Consider the following 21,292-nt stretch of genomic DNA (forward strand, 5'->3'; position numbering starts at 1 on the left):
GTGCCGCTCGGGCAGGTCGGGTTCCTGACCGGCACCGTCCTGCCGGCGGTCAACCTCGTCATGGCGCTGGCGGCGGGCGGGCTCGCCGCCCGGTTCGGCACGGTCCGGCTGATCGGGTTCGGCGCCGTCGGCGTCCTCGCCTCCGGGGCTCTGATGGCCGGAGCCTGCGCGGGCCGGATGACCGATCTCGCGGTCGCCGCCGCGGTGCTGAGCTTCGTCGCGGGCGGGTTCCTCGGCGTGCCGGTGTTCAACATGATCTACCGCTGGGCGCAGGGACCGAGCCCCGCCACCGATTACGCGCTGCTGTTCGGGGCGGCCTTCTTCGCCGCGATGCCCCTGCGGGTCGCCGCCCCGGCGCTCGCCGGCTGGATCGGCTGGCCGGGCTACTTCGCCGCCACCCTGCTGCCCTACGCCGCCGCGGTGGCGTGGCTCGCCGTCGCGGTGGACCGGACCCTGCGGGCGGACGGGGCGGGCGCGCGATGATCGCTGCCGCGGTCGCCGCACAGGTTCCCGACTCGCTCGCCGCCTACCGGGACGGCGTCGCCGATGGCCCCGGCGGCCCCGGGACGATGCCGCTCCGGGCGCTGCGCGACCCGCGCGTGTTCGACGCGACGCTCGACGCCTTCGCGGCGGGGCTCGGCCCCGCGGCGGGATGCGCGGCCTGCGACCGGCGCGTCCTGGTCTCGTACTGGAGCCAGTTCTACCTCGCCGCCCTGGCGACGCCGGCACTGACCGCCCTGGTCCGCCTCGGCCGGCCGCTGCCGCTCGCCTTCGAGGCGCTGAGCCTCGAACGCGACGCGGCCGGCCGGCCCTGCCGCTTCCGCCTGCCCGCAGAGGGGTACGGATCCTGCGCGGCCCCCGGCCTGGCCGGGCTGGTGGAGGCGCATCTGCGCCCGTTCGTAGAGCTGTGCCACGAACGGTGCGGGATCGCCCCGCGGATCCTCTGGGGCAACGCCGCGGTGATCCTCGACTACGTCGCGCGGGAACTCGCAGACGGAGCGGAGGCGGCCTGTGACGACGTCGCGGCCTGCCTCGGATGGCGCGCCGGCCCGGCCTGTTCTAAGAGCCCGCTGGCGCAGGCGCTCTGCCCGGGGGCGTCGGGCTGCCGGCGGCGGCGGGTCTGCTGCCTGCGCCACCGCCTGCCGGGGGTGCCGTCCTGCGGCGCGCTCTGTCCCGTCGCGTGCGCCGCCCAGAATTGATCCGAGCCGCGATGCTGAAGGCCTTCCTCGCCTATTACCGGCCGTACCGGACCCTGTTCCTGGTCGATTTCGGCTGCGCGGTGCTGTCGGGCCTGTTGGAGCTCGGCTTCCCCATCGCCGTGAAGAGCTTCATCGACAGCCTCCTGCCCCGGCAGGATTGGGGCCTGATCGTGCTCGCCGCCGCCGGTCTGGCGCTGGTCTATGTCGCCAATGCCGGACTGATGGTGGTGGTGACCTATTGGGGCCACGTGCTCGGCATCAATATCGAGACCACGATGCGGGCCCGGGCCTTCGACCACCTGCAAAAGCTCTCCTTCCGCTTCTACGACGGCCAGAAGACCGGCCACCTCGTCGCCCGGGTGACCAAGGACCTGGAGGAGATCGGCGAGGTCGCCCATCACGGGCCCGAGGACCTGTTCATCGCCATCATGACGCTGCTGGGCGCCTTCGCGCTGATGGTCACGGTGCACGCGCCCCTGGCGCTGATCACCGGGGCGATCCTGCCGCTGATCGCCTTCGTGTCGATCCGCTACGGCGGCCGGATGACCCGCAACTGGCAGACGCAGTACGGCCGGGTCGGGGCCTTCAACGCCCGGATCGAGGAGAATGTCGGCGGCATGCGGGTCGTCCAGGCCTTCGCCAACGAGCCGCACGAGCGCGCCCTGTTCGCCCTGGACAACGCCCGCTACCGCGACACCAAGCTCGAAGCCTACCGGCTGATGGCGGCGGGGCTGTCGATCAACTATCTCGGCCTGCGCCTCGTCCAGATCGCGGTGCTGCTCGGCGGCGCCGCCTACGTGGTCCGGGGCGACCTGACGCCCGGGGGTTTCGTCGGCTTCCTGCTGCTGGTCGGCGTGTTCTACCGGCCGCTGGAAAAGATCGGCGCCGTGGTGGAGACCTATCCCAAGGGGGTCGCGGGCTTCCGCCGCTACCAGGAGCTGCTCGCCACCGAGCCCGACATCACCGATCGGCCGGGCGCCCGGGCGGTGGAATCCCTGCGCGGCGACATCCGCTTCGAGGGGGTGGGCTTCGGCTACGGCGCCGGCCGCCCGGTCTTTTCCGGCCTCGACCTCGCGGTGGCGGCGGGCGAGACCGTGGCGTTCGTCGGCCCCTCGGGGGTCGGCAAGACGACGCTGTGCGCCCTGCTGCCGCGCTTCTACGAGGTCGCGGCAGGGCGCATCACCGTCGACGGGATCGACATCCGCGCCATCACGCTGGCCGCCCTGCGGCGCCAGATCGGCATCGTGCAGCAGGACGTGTTCCTGTTCGCCGGGACGATCCGCGAGAACATCGCCTATGGCCGCCTCGACGCCACCGAGGCCGAGATCGACGCGGCCGCCCGGCGCGCCCGGCTCAACGAGCTGATCGACAGCCTGCCCGAGGGCCTCGCCACGGTGGTGGGCGAGCGCGGGGTGCGCCTGTCGGGCGGGCAGAAGCAGCGCATCGCCATCGCCCGGGTTTTTCTGAAGAACCCGCCGATCCTGATCCTCGACGAGGCGACCTCGGCACTCGACACCGAGACCGAGCGGGAGATCCAGCGGGCGCTCGCCGACCTCGCCCGCGGGCGCACGACCCTGGTGATCGCCCACCGCCTCGCCACCATCCGCGATGCCGACCGGATCGTGGTGCTGGGGGCGGGCGGCGTGGTCGAGACGGGCCGCCACGCGGCTTTGCTGGAAGCGGGCGGCGCCTATGGCCGCCTGCACGCGGCCCAGTTCGGGGCCGATCCTGTGCTCGCCGCGGAGTAGGGCGCGTCCCGCCCTACGGCGTCCGGGTTGCCGTGGACTCGCGCAGGACCAGGCGGGTGGGGAACAGCGCCCGGGCGAGGTCGTCCGGGGCCCGCGTCCCCGCGATCACCGCCGCCAGCGTCGCGAAGGCGAACCGCACCATGGCGAGGGTCGGCACCGCGATCGAGGTCAGGCTCGGGATCGTGTAGGCCCCCTGGGCGAGGTTGTCGAAGCCGACGACGCGGATCGCCCCCGGCACCGCCACGACCCGGTCGTGCAGCGCCTTCAGAACCCCGAACGCCACCCGGTCGTCGGCCGCCACGATCGCGTCCGGGCGCGCGGAGCGGTCGAGCAGGTCGAGCGTCGCCCGGTAGCCGCCCCCGGAGGTCCAGTCGCACGGCACCACGAGGTCGTCGCGCGGGGGCAGGCCCGCCTCCGCCAGGGCGTCGCGATAGCCCCGGAACCGCTCGCTCGCGGTGTGCAGCCGCCGACCATCCCCCTTGAGGAAGCCGATCGCGCGGCTGCCGGTCCGCGCCAGGTAGGCGACGGCCTCGTGAACCGCGTCGCGGTCGGCCCGCACGGCGCAATGCGCGCCCGGCACGTCGAGGCCGAACACCACGAACGGGAACCGTTTGGCCTGCAGCAGGGCGATCAGCGGATCGTCCCGCCGCTCGGCGAAGACCACGAGGCCGTCGACCCGGGCCTCGCTCACGAGGCTCGCGATCCGGGCTGGGCTGCCCGGGTCGTCGCTGCGGCAGCGCCGGTGGATCAGCGTGTAGCCGTGCTGGTCGGTGACCTGCGCGAAGGCCTGCAGGACGAGACCCGGGTCGGTCTCCGGCAACGGGTCCGACCCATCGTCGGCGGTCTCAGGCCCCAGGCAGGATACGCAGGCGATACTGCGGCTCGGCTTCTTGCGCAGCGCGCGCGCCGCGAGGCTCGGCACGAAGTCGAGGTCGCGCATGGCCGCCTCGATGGTCGCGCGGGTGGTCCGGGCGACCTTCTCGGGGTGGTTCAGGACCAGCGACACCGTCTGGAAGCTGAAGCCGGCCCGCCGCGCGACGTCCTTGATCGTCGTCTGGCCCATCGTCACCTCCGGCCGGCCGGGGCGGCGCTCCCGAAGGGAACGCAATCGGCCGTCCCGATCCAGTCTAGGACCGGCCGGATCGGAGATAAAGACGCGCGGATACGCGAGCGATTGATCGAATATGGAAACCCTTTAAGTCCGCCCGGATCGGAAACAGGTATCGTCCTGCCCCCTCCGACAAGAAGCCCGCCGCGGCCGGGGCCGGGCGGGCTGAAGGTGGTCTCGTGTCTCGGGGTCAGCGGGACCCAAGTGCTCTGACGCATTCACTTCGTTCATGCGAGTGAGCACGAGTTCTTTGGTTTTGCATCAATTTTTCCAGACTCGGCTGACGCCTCCGTCTGGATCGATGCACTAGGGCTCGCGGGGCGGCGCCGCATCCCCCGATCCGGGGGAACACGGCCGGACCGTCGATCCGGTCGCCGTCAGCCCCCGAAGGCGCGGGGCGGCAGCCCGACCACGCCGACATCGAGCTCGAACAGCGCCCCGGCCTCCGGCACGCCCTCCGCCCCCCGCGACGCCGAGGTGACGAACAGGCGGTCGAGCCCGTCGCCCGCGAAGGCGCAGCTCGTGATGTTGGGGGCGGGCAGCGCGACCGCCCGGATCAGGCGTCCGTCCGGATCCACCCGGCTGATCCGGCTACCGCCCCAATGGGCGATCCAGAGGCAGCCTTCGGCATCCGTGGTCATCCCGTCGGGCCAGCCCCAGTCGTCAGGGAAACGCAGGAACGGCCGCTTGCCCGAGAGCGTCCCGTCCGCCGTGAGGTCGAAGGCGTAGACCGTCCTGGCGGCGCTGTCGCTGTGATAGATGATCCGGCCGTCGAGGCTGAAGGTCGGCCCGTTGGCGACCCCGTATTCGCCGTCCATCCGCTGCCAGGTCAGATCGGGGTCGAGCCGGTGCAGGGAGCCCGAGATTGCGGTCTCGGCCTGGTGCATGCTGCCGGCCCAGATCCGGCCGGCGAAATCCACCTTGGCGTCGTTCAGCCGGTTGTCGGGGTAGTCCGGCTCCGGATCGCCGACCGGCACGATGCGGTCGGCCTCGAAGTCGTAGGTCGCGAAGCCGCTCTTAAGCCCGACGACGAAATCCCGCCGGCCGGCGCGGGGGATGATCCAGCCCAAAGGCTCCGGGAAGGGCCGGCGGCCGGTCTCGCCGCGCGCGAGATCGAGCCAGTTCAAGGCCGGGGCCTCGATGTCGACCCAGAACAGCGTGCCCCGCTCCGGCACCCAGATCGGGCCCTCGCCGAGCCGGTCGCGCCCGATCTGGCTTCCGGAACGGGCGACGATGCGGATCCCTGATTCCATGACTTCGCCTTTCGGTCAGGCCGCGCGCGGGGCCCGGCAGCCCCAGACGGCGTAGAACAGCACGTAGAGTTCACAGGATGCGGTGATCAGGAAGGAGGTCTGCAGCCCGAACCGGTCCGCCGCCCAGCCCTGCACCACCACCAGGGAGCCCCCCGCGATCGCCATGATCAGCAGCCCCGCCCCCTTCTCGGTGAGCGGCCCGAGACCGCGGATGCCGAGGGTGAAGATCGTCGGGAACATGATCGCGTGGAACAGCCCCACCGCGATCAGCGCCCACATCGCCACCTGGCCCGTCGCGCAGGCCGCCACCAGCATCACCGCGCAGGCGCCGATCGCCGCCCCGGCGAGCACCGCCTCGGCCGGCCGGCTCTGCATCAGGTAGCTGCCGACGAAGCGGCCGATCATCATCCCACCCCAGAGCAGGAACAGGTAGCGCGCGGCCTGGGCGTGGGTCAGGTCGCCGATCTCGGGCTGCGCCACGAAGCTGATGAACAGGTTCGACACCCCGATCTCGGCGATCAGGTAGATGAAGATCGCCGGCACGCCGAAGACGAGGTTGCGGTGTCGCCAGAGCGACCCGCTCACGCGCCCGGCCTTAACGGGCGCCTCACCGCCGATGGCCGGCAGCGGGAACCGGGCGATCACCACGGCGAGCACGATGAGCACCGCCGCCACGATCAGGTAGGGCAGCTGCACCGACTGCGCGTCGGCCAGCCGCTCGGCCGGGGTCAGGACGGTGCCCGCCGCGGCGTTGCCCGAGGTGGAGCGGCCGAGGATCAGATAGCCGCCGAACAGCGGCGCCAGGGTGGTGCCCAGCGCGTTGAACGCCCGCACGAGGTTGAGCCGCGCCGAGGCGCTCTCGGCCGGGCCGACCACCGCCACGTAGGGGTTGGCAGCGACCTGCAGCAGGGTGATGCCGCTCGCGATCACGAACAGGGCGGTCAGCGTGATCGCGTAGGAGACCTCACGGGAGGCCAGCACCATCCCGAAGGTGCCGGCCGCCATGATGCCGAGGCCGATCACCAGGGCGCGCTGGTAGCCGACCCGCGCGATCAGCTTCGCCGCCGGGAGCGAGGCCACGAAATACGCGATGAACCAGACCGACTCGATCAGCGTGGTCTGGGTGTAGTCGAGGTCGAACACGCTGCGCAGGTGCGGCAGCAGCGTGTTGTTGATCACCGTGATGAAGCCCCACATGAAGAACAGGCTGGCCAGCAGCGACAGGGCCGGGCGATAGCTCCCCTGATCCTGCGCGCCGGCCGCGGCCGTCCGGCCCGCCACCGGTCCGACGCTCGCGATCGGTGCTGCCATCGCGCGTTTCCTCTCCCTGTAGGCCACCGGACCGGTGCGCCGAGTTGCCCGTTTCATTTGTCTGAGTATATACTGGATTCGCGGAGGTCAACAGCGCCCACCTGCGCGCGCCAGCGTAGGATCGGCGCAGCGGGGGATCCATCCGGGGAGGAAACGATGCGCGGCGTGGGACCTGTAACACTCTGCGCCGGCGCGATGATTCCCCTGGCCCAGGCGGCCGAGCCGGTCCGGACCGTGTTCGGCACCTTGCCCGATGGCCGCACGGTCGAGGAGGTGACGCTGACCAACGGCCGGGGCGTCACGGCGCGGATCCTGTCCTGGGGGGCGCTGCTGCGGACGCTCGACGTGCCGGACCGCGCCGGCAAGCCGGCCGACGTGGTGCTCGGCTACAACGACCTCGCGGGCTACCTCGCCAAGCCCCATTATTTCGGCGTGAGCGTCGGCCGCTACGCCAACCGCATCCGGGCGGGCCGCTTCACCCTCGACGGGCGGAGCTACCGGCTCACCACCAATGACGGCCCGAACGCCCTGCACGGCGGCGCGGCCGGCTTCGACAAGCGGCTCTGGACCATCACCGCCGTGACGGGCGGCGCCGCCCCCGCGGTGAGCCTGCGCTACGTCAGCCCGGACGGCGAGGAGGGCTATCCCGGGACCCTGACGGCGACCGTCACCTACCGGCTGGACGACACCGACACGCTGACCGTCACCTACGAGGCGACCACCGACCGGCCGACCATCGTCAACCTGACCAATCACAGCTTCTTCAACCTCGCGGGCGAGGGCTCGGGCCGCTCGATCCTCGATCACGTCCTGACCATCCCGGCCGAGCGCTACACGCCGGTCGACGCCACCCTGATCCCGACCGGGGAGCATCGTCCGGTGGCGGGTACGCCCTTCGACTTCCGCGAACCCACGGTGATCGGCGCGCGCATCCGCGACGGACGGGACATCCAGATCGTGCGCGGGCGGGGCTACGACCACAACTGGGTCGTGACCGACGCGCCCACCGCCGAGCCGCACCCCGTGGCGCGGGTCGAGGATCCGGAAACGGGCCGAATACTGGAGATTGCCAGCAACCAGCCGGGGGTGCAGTTCTATGCGGGCAATTTCCTCGACGCGACCGCGGTGGGCAAATCCGGCCTCGCCTACCGGCAGTCGGACGCCTTCGCGCTGGAGCCGGAGCTCTTTCCCGACACGCCGAACCAGCCGGCCTTCGGCTCGGCCCGGCTCGATCCCGGCCAGACCTACCGGAACGTGATCACCTACCGCTTCTTCTCGACCAGCCCCGCCCATCGGACCAACAAATGACCGATCCCAAGACCGCCCGGCTCCTGCGCTCCCGCGCGTGGTTCGACAACCCCGACAATATCGACATGACGGCGCTCTACCTGGAGCGCTACCTGAATTTCGGCCTCAGCCTGGAGGAGCTGCGCTCCGGCAAGCCGATCATCGGCATCGCCCAGACGGGCTCGGACCTGTCGCCGTGCAACCGCCACCACCTCGTCCTGGCCGAGCGGATCCGCGAGGGCATCCGCGAGGCGGGCGGCATCGTGCTCGAATTCCCGGTCCACCCGATCCAGGAGACCGGCAAGCGGCCGACCGCGGGGCTGGACCGGAACCTCGCCTATCTGGGCCTCGTGGAGCTGCTCTACGGCTACCCGCTCGACGGCGTGGTGCTGACCACGGGCTGCGACAAGACCACCCCGGCCTGCCTGATGGCAGCCGCCACCGTGAACATCCCGGCCATCGCGCTCTCGGTCGGGCCGATGCTGAACGGCTGGTTCAAAGGCCAGCGCACGGGCTCGGGCACCATCGTCTGGAAGGCCCGCGAGATGCTGGCGGCGGGCGAGATCGACCATGACGGCTTCATCAAGCTCGTGACCTCGTCGGCGCCCTCCACGGGCTTCTGCAACACGATGGGCACGGCGACCACGATGAACACGCTGGCCGAGGCGCTCGGCATGATGCTGCCGGGCTCGGCGGCGATCCCGGCGCCCTACCGCGACCGGCAGGAGGTCGCCTACCTGACCGGCAAGCGCATCGTCGCCATGGTGGCGGAGGACCTGAAGCCCTCCGAGATCCTGACCCGCGACGCCTTCCTCAACGCCATCGTGGTCAATTCGGCGATCGGCGGCTCGACCAACGCGCCGATCCACCTCGCGGCGATCGCCCGCCACATGGGCGTCGAACTCGACATCGCCGACTGGCAGACCTACGGGCTCGACGTGCCGCTGCTGGTCAACCTGCAGCCGGCCGGCGCCTATCTCGGCGAGGATTACTACCGCGCCGGCAGCCTGCCCGCCGTGGTGGCGCAGCTCATGAGCCGCGGCCTGATCCGCGAGGGCGCCCTGACGGTCAACGGCCGCACGATCGGCGACAATTGCCGGGGCGCGACGATCGAGGACGCGGACGTGATCCGGCCGATCGACAAGCCCCTGAAGGACGCGGCCGGCTTCCTCGTGCTGCGCGGCAACCTGTTCGAGGCCGCGGTGATGAAGACCAGCGTGATCGGCGAGGAATTCCGCAACCGCTACCTGTCGAACCCCGAGGATCCGGACGCGTTCGAGGGCCCGGTCGTGGTGTTCGACGGGCCGGAGGATTACCACCACCGGATCGACGACCCGAGCCTCGGCATCACCGAGGAGACCCTGCTGGTGATGCGGGGCGCCGGGCCGGTGGGCTATCCCGGCGCGGCCGAGGTGGTGAACATGCGCCCGCCCGCGGATCTGATCCGGGCCGGCGTGCACGCGCTGCCGTGCCTCGGCGACGGGCGGCAATCCGGCACCTCGGCGTCGGCGTCGATCCTCAACGCCTCGCCGGAAGCGGCGGCCGGCGGCGGCCTCGCCCTGCTGCGCACCGGCGACCGGGTGCGGGTCGACCTGCGCCGGGGCACCGCCGACATGCTGGTGGATGCGGACGAGTTGGAGCGCCGCCGACAGGCCCTGGAGGCGGCGGGCGGCTACGCCTACCCGGCCTCGCAGACGCCCTGGCAGGCGATGCAGCGCGCCACCGTCGGGCAGATGCACACGGGCGCGATCCTGGAGGGCGCCGAGCGCTTCCAGCGCATCGCCCAGACCAGCGGCCTGCCGCGCGACAACCACTGACCGGCACAAGGTCCCGGATTCGAAAGGTCCGGGACCTTTCGCGGGTGCAGGGCGGAGCCCGCTGGGTTCGGGCGAAGCCCGATATCGGGGCTCCGCCCCCATACCCCACCAAAGGGCTCGCCCTTTGGAAACCCGGATTCTTACGGCCGCAGCGCCAGTTCGGTGTCGGCCAGGGCGAGGCGGACCAGCTCGGTCATGGTCCGGCGGGCGGCCTCCGGATCGCCCGCCACGATCGCCTCGTAGAGGGCGCGGTGATCGGGCATCGGGTTCCGGGGCATGCCCTGGCGGCGGTGCTTGAAGATCGTCGTCCACGTGACGGCCGCCGCGATGGAACTCGACAGGGCGATCAGCGGCCCGTTGCGGGCCGCCTCCAGGATCGCGGTGTGGAAGGCCTGGTCGGCGGCCCGGCCATCGTCCGTGCTGAGGCCATGACGGCCCATCTCCTCCAGGGAATGGCCCATCCGGGCGAGGTCGAGACCCGAGCGCCGCTCGGCCGCCAGCGCCGCCGCGGCCGGCTCCACGATCATCCGCAGCTCGAACAGGTCGCGGATGAACGCCTCGCTCGGCTCCGATTCGAAGGTCCAGGCCAGGATGTCCGGATCGAGCAGGTTCCAGCGGCTGCGCTGGCTCACCCGCGTCCCGGTGCGCGGACGGCTCTCCACGAGCCCCTTGGCGCTCAGGATCCGAATCGCCTCGCGATAGGCGGTTCTGGAAACCTTGAGTTGCTCCGAAAATTCGATCTCCCCGGGCAGCACGTCGCCCGGCGCGTAACGCCCACTCAGGATCGCCACCCCGAGATCGCGCGCCACCGAGCCGTGGATGCGACGCGAGCCTGACGCAAGCGGGAGCCTGATATCCTCGTGTCCGCGAAGCTGTCTCACCCACGACCTCCAGTCCGAGCCACGGGACGGGCCAGGATCCGAAGATCGTACCCGGAAGTTGTAGGATCGCAAGTACCAACACCCATAAGCGATATGGATGAGGCGCTTGCGGCTCAGATCGAAAAGATCTAACCTATTTGTATGAGTAAACAACCTGAAGGCAATGCGGCAATCCGCGGCACCGCCCTGGTCGGCGAAGCGGACGTGACCACGCTGGAGACGTTCCGGGCCGTCGATGCGGCGACCGGTGCGGCCCTGGATCCGGCCTTCGCATCCGCGGGCGCCGGAGAGGTCGCGGCCGCCTGCGCGCTGGCGGAGGCCGCATTCCCGAGCTTCTCGGAGACCGATCCCGGGACGCGGGCGGATTTCCTCGAAGCGGCGGCCGCGGCGATCGCCGATCTCGGCCCGGCGCTGATCGAGCGTGCGATGGCGGAGACCGGGCTGCCCCAGGCGCGCCTGGAGGGTGAGCGCGGCCGCACGATCGGGCAGCTGCGCCTGTTCGCGAACCTCGTCCGCTCGGGCGACTGGGTGGAGGCGACGATCGATCCGGCGCAGCACAAGCGCCAGCCGCTGCCCCGGCCGGACCTACGCCGACGTCACGTCGCCCTCGGGCCGGTGGCGGTGTTCGGGGCGTCGAACTTCCCGCTCGCGTTCTCGGTGGCGGGGGGCGACACGGCCTCGGCGCTCGCGGCGGGCTGCCCGGTGGTGGTGAAGGGTCACCCGGCCCATCCGGGGACCGGGGAGCTGGTCGCCCGGGCCCTGCGCGCCGCGGTGGCGGCGAGCGGCCTGCACGCAGGCGTGTTCTCCTACCTGCCGGGGCCGTCGAACGCGCTGGGCACCGCCCTGGTGGCGGATCCGCGGATCAAGGCCGTGGGCTTCACCGGCTCGCGCGGGGGCGGGCTGGCGCTGATGCGCGTGGCGGCCGGCCGGCCCGAGCCGATCCCGGTCTATGCCGAGATGAGCGCGGTCAATCCCGTCCTGCTCCTGCCCGCGGCCCTGCGGGCCCGGGGCGCGGCCCTGGCCACGGGCTTCGTACAGTCGCTCACGATGGGAGCGGGGCAGTTCTGCACCAATCCGGGCCTGCTGATCGGGATCGCCGGCCCCGAGCTCGACGCCTTCGCGCAGGCCGCCGGGGCGGCGATCCGCGAGAGTGCGCCGCACACGATGCTGACGGCCGAGATCCGCGCCCGGTTCGAGGGCGCCGTCGCCGCGATGGCCGAACGCCCGGGGGTGACGGTGGCCGCCCGCGGCGAGAAGGCGGGGCCAGGGGGCGCCCCCGCCGCGCTGCTGCGCACGGAGGCGCGCCACCTGCTGGCGGACCCCGCGCTGACCGAGGAGATGTTCGGCCCCGCGGGGATCCTCGTGACAGCCGCCGACGCCGCGGAGATCACCCGGGTGATCGAATCCCTCGGGGGGCAGCTCACCGCGACGCTGCACCTCGACCCGGCGGACGAGCCGCTGGCCGCCGAACTGGTGCCGCTGCTGGCGCGCAAGGCCGGGCGTGTCCTCGCCAATGGCTGGCCGACCGGCGTGGAGGTCTGCCACGCGATGGTGCATGGCGGCCCGTTCCCGGCGACCTCGGATTGCCGCACCACCTCGGTCGGCACCCTGGCGATCGAGCGGTTCCTGCGCCCGGTCTGCTATCAGGACCTGCCCGAGGCGCTGCTGCCGCCGCCCCTGCGCCCGGACAATCCCTGGCATCTCGCGCGCCGGATCGACGGCCTCCTCGAACCGCAATCGGGCCACTGACGGGCCGCCGCGCGGGCCGCCTCGGCCGCGCATCGGGACGGCCCGCAGAGGCCGCCGAAGAAGAGACGCCCCGGGGGGGGGGGACTTTCGATGGGACGATCACTCCTACAATTCGAGTCTGCGGACGGGCAGCGGGGCATCGCCCTGCTGGCGAATGGCGTGGCGCGGCCGGTGCCCGGCGTCCGGACCGTGCTGGAGCTGGCGCGGAAGGCCCTCGCGGCGGGGGACGATCTGGCCGTCACGGCGGAGCGGGCCGGGCTGTCCGAAGTCATTGATCTGGCGTCCGTTCGCCTGCTGCCGCCGGTGGACCACGCGGATCCCGCACACCTGCTGCTCAGCGGCACCGGGCTGACCCATCTCGGCTCGGCCGAGGGCCGCGACAAGATGCATCGCGCCGCCGCCGCGGCCGATCCGGCGCCGACCGACTCGATGCGGATGTTCCGGATGGGCGTCGAGGGCGGCAAGCCGGCCCCCGGCGAGACCGGCGTCCAGCCCGAATGGTTCTACAAGGGCGATGGCAGCGCCATCAAGGGGACCGGCGAGCCGCTGGTCTCCCCCGCCTTCGCGCTCGACGGCGGCGAGGAGCCGGAGATCGCCGGGATCTACCTGATCGACGCCGACGGGACCCCGGTGCGCCTCGGCTTCGCCCTGGCCAACGAGTTCTCCGACCATGTGACCGAGCGCGGCAATTACCTCTGGCTCGCGCATTCGAAGCTCCGCCCGGCGGCGCTCGGTCCGGAACTCTGGCTCGGCGCGCTGCCGCCGGACGTGCGCGGCACGAGCCGCGTCCTGCGCGACGGCGCCGTGCTCTGGGAGAAGCCGTTCCTCTCCGGGGAGGCGAACATGTCCCACAGCCTCGACAACCTGGAGCGGCACCACTTCAAGTACGCGCTGTTCCGTCGGCCCGGCGACGTGCACGTGCATTTCTTCGGGACCGCCACCCTGTCGTTCAGCGACGGGATCGCGGCCCGGCCGGGCGACGTGTTCGAGATCGCGGCGGCGCCATTCTCGCTCCCCCTGCGCAATCCTCTGGCGGTCGCCCCGGCCGCCGACATCCCCGTGCGTGTGCTGTGAGATGACGAATCCGATCCGCATCGGGCTGGTGGGCGTCGGCAAGATCGCCCGGGACCAGCATCTGCCGGTGATCGGCGCCTCGCCGGACTACACACTGGTGGCGGTGGCGAGCCGCCATGGCGAATACGCGGGCGTGCCCAATTATCGGACGCTGGCCGAGATGCTGGCGGGGCAGGGCGACCTCCAGGCCGTCGCCCTGTGCCAGCCGCCGCAGGCGCGGTTCGAGGCCGCCCTGGCGGCGATCGAGGCGGGGCTGCACGTCTTCCTGGAGAAGCCGCCGGGGGCGACCCTGGCCGAGGTCGGGCTCCTCGCCGAGGCCGCGCGCAAGCGGGGGGTGAGCCTGTTCGCGAGCTGGCATTCCCGGTTCGCGCCCGGGGTCGAGCCCGCGCGCGACTGGCTGTCCACGCGCCGGATCCGGTCGGTGTCGATCGCCTGGATGGAGGACGTGCGGCACTGGCATCCGGGCCAGGACTGGATCTGGGACGCCGGCGGGATGGGCGTGTTCGATCCGGGGATCAACGCCCTGTCGATCGCCACCCACATCCTGCCGCCGTTCTTCCTCACCGGCGCGACCCTGGAGGTTCCGGAGAACCGGCAGGCGCCGATCGCCGCCGACCTGCGCTTCACCGACGCCGCCGGCACCCCGATCCACGCCACGTTCGACTGGCGCCAGACCGGTCCGCAGACCTGGGACATCCGCGTCGAGACCGAGGACGGGCCCCTGGTCCTGTCGCGGGGCGGCGCGGCCCTGACCCTCGACGGTCGCGACCACGCGTTGCCACCCGAGGCCGAGTATCGCGGCCTCTACGACCGCTTCGCCGCCCTGGTCCGCTCCGGCGCCAGCGACGTCGACCTGAATCCACTGATCCACACCGCCGACGCTTTTCTGCGCGGCGAGCGCCGCAGCGTGGAGGCCTTCACGGACTGACCGGGGAGGGCCCCTGCGGGGACACGAACGCGACAGAGCCCAGAAGGCCGCGCGGTTAAGGGGGAGTCATTATGGCAAGGAAGCAGACACGGTGGGCAGCGTTCGCGCTGTGCGCCGCAACGATGACGGCTGGCGTCAGCGCGGCCGAGGCTCAGGTCGCGGCTACGGCGCCGGACGGGGGGCCGACTCTGGTCAATCCGGGGCCGAAGGCCAGCCCGGCACGCAAGGCGCAGTACCGGGCGAACCGCGCCCGGCGGCGGGTGATCCGTGAGGGTCGGAGCTTCGCGGGCGCGAGCAGCGCGGCGGCCTCGGGCATCGCGCAGGGCATCGCCGCGGCCCCGCCGTCGCTGCCGCCCGGCACCGTCGACCTCGGGCACGGGGTGACCGCGATCCTGAACTACACGGGCGAGTTCGCCGCCAATCCGTCCGGCGGCCGGCGCCAGGGCTCGGACTATGCCGGCCAGGTGTTCTTCGGCCTCGACGCCGATCTCGGCCGCCTCGCCGGGGTCGAGGGCGGCGCGGTGCACGCCATCGTGACCCAGCGCCACGGGCGCGGCATATCGAACGACTTCATCGCCAACACCACCAGCGTGCAGGAGATCCAGGGCGGTGGCCAGACCGCGCATCTCACTGCATTGTCCTATGAGCAGAAGCTGTTCGACAACCGCCTCGATATCGAGTTCGGCCGCGTCCTGGCCAACCCGAACTTCCTGGCCTCGCCGTTCTACTGCAACTTCCAGAACAACGGCATCTGCGGCGCGCCGAAGGGCGCGTTCAAGATGACGAACATCACGTGGTGGCCGATCGCCACCTGGGGTGCTCACGCCAAGGCCTGGGTCACCGACAAGGTGTTCGTGCATGCCGGCGTCTACGAGGTGAATCCACGCGATCAGCAGGACAACCAGAACGGGATCGACTGGTCGACCCGCGGCGCCACCGGCGTCGTGGTGCCGGTGGAGGTCGGCTACTCGACCAATTTCGGCAACGACCCGCTGCCGCGCAACTACGGCCTCGGCGCGATCATCGATCAATCGGACTACAAGGATCCGGTTCAGGACGTCCGCCGGACCTCCTATCTGCTCAGCGGCCTCGATCCGCTGACCCGGTTCGGCCGGTCGGCGATCTACGCCCGGTTCGACCAGATGGTGTGGCGTCCGGATCCGACCGGCGTCCAGGGCCTGACCCTGTTCGGGGCCTTCCTCGCCGGGACCGGCGGGCGGCAGTTCGAGGATTACTTCCTGAACGGCGGCGCCGTCCTCACCGGCACCTTCGCGGGCCGGCCCTACGACACGATCGGCTTCGGCTTCTCGTGGGAGCACTTCTCGCCGCTGGGTACCGCCAATCTCCGGGCGGCGCGCGCCAAGGTCGGCCTGGGCTACGGTGGTGTCTCCTCGTCGCAGACCATCCTGGAGGTGAACTACGGCATCCAGCTGACCCCGGCGATCCGGCTGATGCCGAACCTGCAATACGTCATCAACCCGCAATTGCAGGAGCGCTACTTCGCTCAGCCCAAGCGCGTTCCCGACGCCTTCGTGGTCGGCGCGAAGCTCTCGGTGGACTTGTTCACCCTGGCGGGCTTTGCCAAGGGCCCCGGCAGCCTCTGAGGCACCGCCCCCGCGGGCCGGCCCCGGCCGGCCCGCGGATCACCGACCGACACGGCCGCGCGGGTCCTCCGCGCGGCCGTTCTCGTTTCCAGTCGGCCGGAGCCGTGCACGAAAAAGGGCCAGCCGCGATGGCTGACCCCGATCGTCCGGCCTCCGCTGCGACGCGGAGGGTTCCGCAGGCCTCACTCGGCCGCGGTCATCTCGGCGGTGAAGTGGCCGCACCAATCGTTCGTGGACACCACCGGCCACAGGCCCTTGGACTCCGGCTCCGGCTGGCTGACCGGCGGATTGAACCGGCACAGGCCGGCATCGGCCTGGGGCGCCGGGCCATTGCCGGTGTGCTCGTCGAAGAACTTGCAGCTCTCGCAATGGGCGTTGGCCATGTTCCGTATCTCCCGTTGAGGATCGGCTCCGCGCCGCTCTGTTGCGAATTAGAACAACTACAATCTGGAAGTCAAGGGTGAAGACCAGATCCGGGCCCCTGGCCGTCGGGCGGAATGGTCTGGCGCGAGGAGCCTGAAGCGACAGGTCTGGGGCTCGACGGGCCGGCCGATCCGGCGGTGGGGCCAGCCCGATTCCGCCCCGGAGGGCGCGGCCGGGCGCCCGCCGCGGACCGCGCGCATCCAAACGAGAACCTTCTCCGTAGGCCGCTTCGGACGATAAAATCGAACTCCTCTCCTGGCGATCGGTAGATCTGACCGGCGCCCAGGGTCCTGACCGGGCGTCATCGCCCGATCCACCGCGAAAAACTCCGGTCGATCGCGAGATAGAACTTCACCATCGCGCGCAGATTACGGGGAGAATGTTTTTCTCTACCCGATGAATAGGGAAAAGCGTTTCATTGACCTGCGACAGGCAGGCCATCAATTCTAGCGCTCCGTCCGGATGCCCGGCGGCGGCGGCGGCGGCGGCGCGTCGCGTCCCGACCGGACCGGACCGTCGCACCGGCCCGCCACGGCAAGGCACCTGAGCAAGGCACCAGAGCATGACACGACCGAGACTCGTCGGGCTGAGCGCGAACGTGCAGCGGCCGTCCAAGACCCGCGCGCTGGTCGATGCGGTGCTGGGCGAAGCCAGCGCACGGGCCGCCCTCGACGTCCGCATCCTGGACTTCGTCGATGCCGGCCCCGGCCTCGGTGCCGCCTGGACCCGCGATCAGCTCCCGCCCGCCGCCCGGTCGGTGCTCGATGCGATCGAGGCGGCGGACGGGCTGGTGGTCGGCTCGCCGGTCTACAAGGGCGCCTATACCGGCCTGTTCAAGCACCTGTTCGACCTCGTCGATCCGGCGGCGCTGGCCGGCAAGCCGGTGGCCATCGTGGCGACGGGCGGCGGCGCGCGCCACGCCCTCGTGGTCGAGCACGCCTTCCGGCCGCTGTTCGGCTTCTTCGGCGCGCTCCAGATCCCCACCGCGGTCTACGCCTCGGACACGGATTTCCACGCGGGCGTGCTGACCGAGGCCGGCGTGCAGGCCCGGGCCGCGGAAGCCGGCGCCCAGCTCGCCGCGCTCCTCGTCCACCGCACCGCGACGGCCCCGCTCGCCCTCGCGGCCGCCGAGTGAGCCCCACGATGCTCGACCGCCGCGCCCTCCTCGCCGCCTTCGCCGCCCTTCCGGCGGCCCTTCCGGCGGGCTTCGCAGCCCGGGGCGCCCGCGCGGCCGAGCCGGGCGTGCTCCGGATCGGCTACCAGAAGAACGGCATCCTGGTGGTCGCCAGGCAGCAGGGGATCATCGAGCGCCGTTTGGCGCCCCTTGGCCACACGGTGCGCTGGGTCGAGTTCTCGTTCGGTCCGCCGCTGCTCGAGGCCCTGTCGCTGGATGGGATCGATTTCGGGCAGACCGGCGACGCGCCGCCGATCTTCGCGCAGGCCGCGCGGTCCAACCTCGTCTACGCGGCCGCCCAGGAGGCCGGCGGCTCCGGCGCTGGGATCCTGCTGCCGAAGGGCTCGGGCATCCGCGGCCTCGCCGAGCTCAAGGGCAAGCGCGTCGCCTTCGCCAAGGCGTCGAGCGCCCACAACCTGACCATCGCGGCTCTGGAGAAGGCCGGGCTGACCTATGCCGATATCGAGCCCGTGACCCTGGCGCCCGCGGACGCGGCGGCGGCCTTCGCCCGGGGCAGCATCGACGCCTGGACGATCTGGGACCCGTACTTCGCCATCGCCGAGGCCGGGGAGGGGGTGCGCATCCTCGCCTCTGCCACCGAGATCGCCCCGCAGACCAACTTCTTCCTGGCAAGCCGCCCCTTCGCGGAGGGCCGGGCTCCCGTGCTCGCCGCCGCCATCGACGCCCTCGGCGAGGTGGCGACGTGGTGCACGCAGAATCGCGGCGCGGTCGCCGAGCTCCTGTCGCAGGGCACCGGCGTCCCCCTCGCCGCGACACGCCGGGCGGTGGACCGGACCGACTACGTGATCGGGCCGATGACCGAGCGCGTGATCGCCGCGCAGCAGCGGGTCGCCGACCGCTTCCACGCCCTGAAGCTGATCCCGAAACCGATCCGGATCGCCGACGCGGTCTGGGCCGCCCCCGCCCGCAACGGCTGAGACCCATGACCGACCGCCTGCCCCGTACCCTGCCTCTACCGCACCCCGCCGGCCTCGCCCCGAACCGCCGCCTGCTCCTCTCGGCCGGGCTCGGCCTCGCGGCGGCCGCGGTGCTGCGCCCCGCGCGCGCCGCCGGCAGCATCCGGATCGGCTATCAGAAATACGGCTCCCTCGTGCTGCTGAAGGGCCGCGGCACCCTGGAGAAAGCGCTCCAGCCCCTGGGCACCACGGTGTCGTGGTCGGAATTCCCGTCCGGGCCGCCGCTCTTGGAGGCGCTGAATGCCGGGGCGATCGATTTCGGCTCGGCCGGGGAGGCCCCGCCGATCTTCGCGCAGGCCGCGAGCCCGGAGCTGCGCTACGTCGCCGCCGAGCCGCCGGCCCCCCGGGGCGAGGCGATCCTCGTGCCGAAGGACAGCCCGGTGACGCGCGTCGCCGACCTGCGCGGCAAGACCATCGCGCTCAACAAGGGCTCGAACGTCCACTTCCTGCTGGTGCGCGCCCTGGAGCAGGCGGGCATGCCCTACGATGCGGTGAAGCTCGCCTTCCTGGCCCCGGCCGACGCCAACGCCGCCTTCGTGCGCGGCTCGGTCGATGCCTGGGTGATCTGGGACCCGTTCCAGGCCGCCGCCGAGCGCGCCACCGGCGCCCGGGTCCTGGTCGACGGCAGAGGGGCAGACGGCAAGGGGCCCGACGGGACAGGAATCGCCCCCAACCGGCAGTTCTACCTGTCCCGGCGCGGATTCATGGATCCGAATGCCGAGATCGTGTCGGCCGTGCTCAAGGCGCTCGGCGAGATCGAGGCCTGGGCCGAGGGCCATGCCGAGTCCGTGGCGGCGGAACTCGCCCCCTCGGTGGGCATCCCCGCCCCGGTCCTGAGCGTCGCGCTCGGCCGCCTGTCCTACGGCGTCGCGCCCCTCGACGCGGCGACGATCGCCGACCAGCAGAAGGTCGCGGACGCATTCCACGACCTCGGCCTCCTGCCGAAGCCGATCCGGGTCGCCGACGCGGTCTGGACGCCGCCCGGGGGCAAGGCGAGAACCCAAGCGGAGGCCCGCTGATGCCCGCATCCAAGCACGAGCGCCTGCGCGATGCCGCGATCCCCTGGCTGCTGCCGACCGTGATCCTCCTCGGCTGGCAGGCCGCGGTCTCGGTCGGGCTCGTCTCCAACCGGTTCATGCCGGCGCCCCTCGACGTGGCCCGGGCCGGCTGGGAGGCCGGTCGGACCGGGGAGCTCTGGACCAATCTCGGGGTCAGCACCCTGCGGGCGCTGGCGGGCTTCGTGGTCGGTGGCGGGATCGGCTTCGCGCTCGGCCTCGCCAACGGCCTGTCGCGCCTGTCGGAGCGGCTGACCGACACCTCGGTGCAGATGGTGCGCAACGTGCCCCACCTGTCGCTGATCCCGCTGGTGATCCTGTGGTTCGGCATCGGCGAGGAGGCCAAGCTGTTCCTCGTGGCGCTCGGCGTGTTCTTCCCGATCTACGCCAACACCCTGCACGGGATCCGCTCGGTGGATCCGGGCCTCGTCGAGATGGGCCGGGTCTACGGCATGTCGCGGACAGAGCTGTTCACCCGGGTGGTGCTGCCCGGCGCGCTGCCGTCGATCTTCGTGGGCCTGCGCTACGCGCTCGGCATCATGTGGCTGACCCTGATCGTCGCCGAGACGATCTCGGCCTCCTCGGGGCTCGGCTACATGGCCATGCAGGCCCGCGAGTTCATGCTGGTCGACGTCGTCGTGCTGGCGATCCTGATCTACGCCGCCCTGGGCAAGCTCGCCGACGCTCTGACCCGCCAGCTCGAGCGCACCTGCCTCGCCTGGAACCCCGCCTACAGGAGCGCCTGATGCTGCTCGACGCCGTCCGCCGCGAGGCGCTCCCCGACGACGCGGTCCCCCGTGCCGATGCCCGGCCGGCGGGCAGCCCACCCCCGGCGGAGCGCGCCGGCCGCGGGATCGCCGTCACCGTCCGCGACCTGCACAAGAGCTTCGACGGCCATACGGTCATCGAAGGCCTGAACCTGTTCCTGCCGGCCGGCGGATTCACCGCGGTGGTCGGCCGGTCCGGTTGCGGCAAGAGCACCCTGCTGCGCCTGATCCTCGGGCTGGAGACGCCGACCGGCGGCCGGATCGACCTGGACGGGACGGCCGGCAGCCCGCGCCGGTCCGAGCCGCCGAAGCGGATCATGTTCCAGGAGCCGCGGCTCCTGCCCTGGGCGCGGGTCGTCGACAACGTCGCGGTCGGTCTCTCCGGCCACGGCACCCGGGCCGAGCGCCGGGAGCGGGCGCGGGCCGCGCTCGGCGAGGTCGGCCTCGCCGAGAAGGCGGGGCAATGGCCCGCGACCCTGTCGGGCGGCCAGCGGCAGCGCGTGGCGCTCGCCCGGGCGCTGGTGAGCCGGCCGGGCCTGCTCGCCCTCGACGAGCCGCTCGGGGCGCTGGACGCCCTGACCCGCATCGACATGCAGGATCTGATCGAGCGGATCTGGCAGGCGCAAGGGTTTACCGCGCTCCTCGTCACCCACGACGTCGCCGAGGCGGTGGCTTTGGCCGACCGGATCCTCGTGGTCGAGGCGGGCCGCATCGCCCTCGACCTGCGGGTCGACGTGCCGCGCCCGCGCCGGCGCGGGGACCCGGATCTCGCACGCCTCGAAGGCCGTATTCTCGATCATCTGCTGGGTGGGTCCGAGACGCCCGTGTGACCGGGTTCCCAAAGGGCGAGCCCTTTGGCGGGGTGTCGGGGCGGAGCCCCGATATCGGGCAAAGCCCGACTGCAGGGCGCTGCCCTGCACCCGCAAAAGGTCTCGAC

18 protein-coding genes and 1 pseudogene are annotated in these 21,292 nt (G+C 71.8%); 14 read left to right on the forward strand and 5 right to left on the reverse strand.

From position 1 onward, the window contains the following. The 3 genes and pseudogenes from OXS49_RS20270 to OXS49_RS20280 all read left to right on the forward strand — a co-directional run. Positions 1–483 (forward strand): annotated as a pseudogene (locus OXS49_RS20270) (MFS transporter); the annotation flags it as partial. After that, complete coding sequence (gene fhuF / locus OXS49_RS20275; protein ID WP_267426387.1) at positions 480–1,199, forward strand: siderophore-iron reductase FhuF; 720 nt, start codon at positions 480–482, stop codon at positions 1,197–1,199. The pseudogene OXS49_RS20270 and the gene fhuF, both read left to right, overlap by 4 nt. Before the next feature lie 11 nt (positions 1,200–1,210). Then, positions 1,211–2,947: an ABC transporter ATP-binding protein gene (locus OXS49_RS20280; protein ID WP_267426388.1), complete on the forward strand. Its 1,737-nt coding sequence runs from the start codon at positions 1,211–1,213 to the stop codon at positions 2,945–2,947. 13 nt (positions 2,948–2,960) lie between these two features. On the opposite strand, the gene OXS49_RS20285 is transcribed toward OXS49_RS20280, so the two are convergent. From OXS49_RS20285 to OXS49_RS20295, 3 genes are all read right to left on the reverse strand, one after another. Continuing rightward, entirely contained in the window at positions 2,961–4,010 is a 1,050-nt protein-coding gene (locus OXS49_RS20285; RefSeq protein ID WP_267426389.1) for a LacI family DNA-binding transcriptional regulator, read from the reverse strand. A 422-nt stretch (positions 4,011–4,432) separates the two neighbouring features. Next, the gene (locus OXS49_RS20290) at positions 4,433–5,308 is read right to left on the reverse strand and encodes an SMP-30/gluconolactonase/LRE family protein (RefSeq protein WP_267426390.1); all 876 of its coding nucleotides are present in this window, start codon (positions 5,306–5,308) and stop codon (positions 4,433–4,435) included. A gap of 15 nt (positions 5,309–5,323) precedes the next feature. Beyond that, complete coding sequence (locus OXS49_RS20295) at positions 5,324–6,619, reverse strand: sugar MFS transporter (protein ID WP_267426391.1); 1,296 nt, start codon at positions 6,617–6,619, stop codon at positions 5,324–5,326. Between the two features lie 156 nt (positions 6,620–6,775). Here OXS49_RS20295 and OXS49_RS20300 point away from each other — a divergent pair, with 156 nt between their 5' ends. Together OXS49_RS20300 and OXS49_RS20305 are read left to right on the forward strand one after the other, a co-directional pair. Further along, a complete protein-coding gene (locus OXS49_RS20300; RefSeq protein WP_267426392.1) occupies positions 6,776–7,927 on the forward strand; it encodes an aldose epimerase family protein in 1,152 nt (383 codons plus the stop codon). Further along, positions 7,924–9,723 carry an IlvD/Edd family dehydratase gene (locus OXS49_RS20305; RefSeq protein ID WP_244008287.1) on the forward strand — a complete coding sequence of 600 codons (1,800 nt, stop codon included), beginning with the start codon at positions 7,924–7,926 and terminating at the stop codon, positions 9,721–9,723. Before OXS49_RS20300 ends, OXS49_RS20305 begins: the two co-directional genes overlap by 4 nt. Positions 9,724–9,863: 140 nt before the next feature. Here OXS49_RS20305 and OXS49_RS20310 read toward each other — a convergent pair whose 3' ends face one another. Further along, positions 9,864–10,604: a FadR/GntR family transcriptional regulator gene (locus OXS49_RS20310; RefSeq protein WP_267426393.1), complete on the reverse strand. Its 741-nt coding sequence runs from the start codon at positions 10,602–10,604 to the stop codon at positions 9,864–9,866. Positions 10,605–10,745: 141 nt separating this feature from the next. Here OXS49_RS20310 and OXS49_RS20315 point away from each other — a divergent pair, with 141 nt between their 5' ends. From OXS49_RS20315 to OXS49_RS20330, 4 genes are all read left to right on the forward strand, one after another. Then, positions 10,746–12,353, forward strand: a complete 1,608-nt coding sequence (locus OXS49_RS20315; protein WP_267426394.1) for an aldehyde dehydrogenase (NADP(+)) — start codon at positions 10,746–10,748, stop codon at positions 12,351–12,353. 90 nt (positions 12,354–12,443) lie between these two features. After that, positions 12,444–13,427, forward strand: a complete 984-nt coding sequence (gene araD1 / locus OXS49_RS20320) for an AraD1 family protein (protein WP_267426395.1) — start codon at positions 12,444–12,446, stop codon at positions 13,425–13,427. A gap of 1 nt (position 13,428) precedes the next feature. Next, entirely contained in the window at positions 13,429–14,355 is a 927-nt protein-coding gene (locus OXS49_RS20325; RefSeq protein ID WP_267426396.1) for a Gfo/Idh/MocA family oxidoreductase, read from the forward strand. Between the two features lie 122 nt (positions 14,356–14,477). Further along, a complete protein-coding gene (locus OXS49_RS20330; RefSeq protein WP_267426397.1) occupies positions 14,478–15,959 on the forward strand; it encodes a carbohydrate porin in 1,482 nt (493 codons plus the stop codon). 182 nt (positions 15,960–16,141) lie between these two features. Here OXS49_RS20330 and OXS49_RS20335 read toward each other — a convergent pair whose 3' ends face one another. After that, positions 16,142–16,342 (reverse strand): hypothetical protein, encoded by a 201-nt coding sequence (locus tag OXS49_RS20335; protein ID WP_243923758.1) that lies wholly within the window; start codon positions 16,340–16,342, stop codon positions 16,142–16,144. A 602-nt stretch (positions 16,343–16,944) separates the two neighbouring features. Here OXS49_RS20335 and msuE point away from each other — a divergent pair. The 5 genes from msuE to OXS49_RS20360 are packed head-to-tail and all read left to right on the forward strand — an operon-like array spanning position 16,945 to position 21,185. Beyond that, positions 16,945–17,517 carry an FMN reductase gene (msuE, locus tag OXS49_RS20340; protein WP_267426399.1) on the forward strand — a complete coding sequence of 191 codons (573 nt, stop codon included), beginning with the start codon at positions 16,945–16,947 and terminating at the stop codon, positions 17,515–17,517. Positions 17,518–17,525: 8 nt separating this feature from the next. Next, on the forward strand, positions 17,526–18,494 hold the full coding sequence (locus OXS49_RS20345) for an aliphatic sulfonate ABC transporter substrate-binding protein (RefSeq protein ID WP_267426401.1): 969 nt from the start codon (positions 17,526–17,528) through the stop codon (positions 18,492–18,494). Positions 18,495–18,499: 5 nt separating this feature from the next. After that, positions 18,500–19,552 carry a sulfonate ABC transporter substrate-binding protein gene (locus tag OXS49_RS20350; RefSeq protein ID WP_267426403.1) on the forward strand — a complete coding sequence of 351 codons (1,053 nt, stop codon included), beginning with the start codon at positions 18,500–18,502 and terminating at the stop codon, positions 19,550–19,552. Further along, positions 19,552–20,334, forward strand: coding sequence for an aliphatic sulfonate ABC transporter permease SsuC (ssuC, locus tag OXS49_RS20355; protein ID WP_267426405.1), 783 nt, complete (start codon positions 19,552–19,554; stop codon positions 20,332–20,334). Before OXS49_RS20350 ends, ssuC begins: the two co-directional genes overlap by 1 nt. After that, positions 20,334–21,185, forward strand: coding sequence for an ATP-binding cassette domain-containing protein (locus OXS49_RS20360; RefSeq protein ID WP_267426407.1), 852 nt, complete (start codon positions 20,334–20,336; stop codon positions 21,183–21,185). Before ssuC ends, OXS49_RS20360 begins: the two co-directional genes overlap by 1 nt. Positions 21,186–21,292: the final 107 nt, after the last annotated feature.

The organism is Methylobacterium sp. GC_Met_2 (genome assembly GCF_026540795.1).
GTDB lineage: Bacteria > Pseudomonadota > Alphaproteobacteria > Rhizobiales > Beijerinckiaceae > Methylobacterium.

Excerpts from the sequence above, each read along its gene's own strand:
- fhuF (WP_267426387.1), top strand. The coding sequence starts at position 480 with ATGATCGCTGCCGCGGTCGCCGCACAGGTTCCCGACTCGCTCGCCGCC.
- OXS49_RS20280 (WP_267426388.1), top strand. The coding sequence starts at position 1,211 with ATGCTGAAGGCCTTCCTCGCCTATTACCGGCCGTACCGGACCCTGTTC.
- OXS49_RS20285 (WP_267426389.1), bottom strand. The coding sequence starts at position 4,010 with ATGGGCCAGACGACGATCAAGGACGTCGCGCGGCGGGCCGGCTTCAGC.
- OXS49_RS20290 (WP_267426390.1), bottom strand. The coding sequence starts at position 5,308 with ATGGAATCAGGGATCCGCATCGTCGCCCGTTCCGGAAGCCAGATCGGG.
- OXS49_RS20295 (WP_267426391.1), bottom strand. The coding sequence starts at position 6,619 with ATGGCAGCACCGATCGCGAGCGTCGGACCGGTGGCGGGCCGGACGGCC.
- OXS49_RS20300 (WP_267426392.1), top strand. The coding sequence starts at position 6,776 with ATGCGCGGCGTGGGACCTGTAACACTCTGCGCCGGCGCGATGATTCCC.
- OXS49_RS20305 (WP_244008287.1), top strand. The coding sequence starts at position 7,924 with ATGACCGATCCCAAGACCGCCCGGCTCCTGCGCTCCCGCGCGTGGTTC.
- OXS49_RS20315 (WP_267426394.1), top strand. The coding sequence starts at position 10,746 with ATGAGTAAACAACCTGAAGGCAATGCGGCAATCCGCGGCACCGCCCTG.
- araD1 (WP_267426395.1), top strand. The coding sequence starts at position 12,444 with ATGGGACGATCACTCCTACAATTCGAGTCTGCGGACGGGCAGCGGGGC.
- OXS49_RS20325 (WP_267426396.1), top strand. The coding sequence starts at position 13,429 with ATGACGAATCCGATCCGCATCGGGCTGGTGGGCGTCGGCAAGATCGCC.
- OXS49_RS20330 (WP_267426397.1), top strand. The coding sequence starts at position 14,478 with ATGACGGCTGGCGTCAGCGCGGCCGAGGCTCAGGTCGCGGCTACGGCG.
- OXS49_RS20335 (WP_243923758.1), bottom strand. The coding sequence starts at position 16,342 with ATGGCCAACGCCCATTGCGAGAGCTGCAAGTTCTTCGACGAGCACACC.
- msuE (WP_267426399.1), top strand. The coding sequence starts at position 16,945 with ATGACACGACCGAGACTCGTCGGGCTGAGCGCGAACGTGCAGCGGCCG.
- OXS49_RS20345 (WP_267426401.1), top strand. The coding sequence starts at position 17,526 with ATGCTCGACCGCCGCGCCCTCCTCGCCGCCTTCGCCGCCCTTCCGGCG.
- OXS49_RS20350 (WP_267426403.1), top strand. The coding sequence starts at position 18,500 with ATGACCGACCGCCTGCCCCGTACCCTGCCTCTACCGCACCCCGCCGGC.
- ssuC (WP_267426405.1), top strand. The coding sequence starts at position 19,552 with ATGCCCGCATCCAAGCACGAGCGCCTGCGCGATGCCGCGATCCCCTGG.
- OXS49_RS20360 (WP_267426407.1), top strand. The coding sequence starts at position 20,334 with ATGCTGCTCGACGCCGTCCGCCGCGAGGCGCTCCCCGACGACGCGGTC.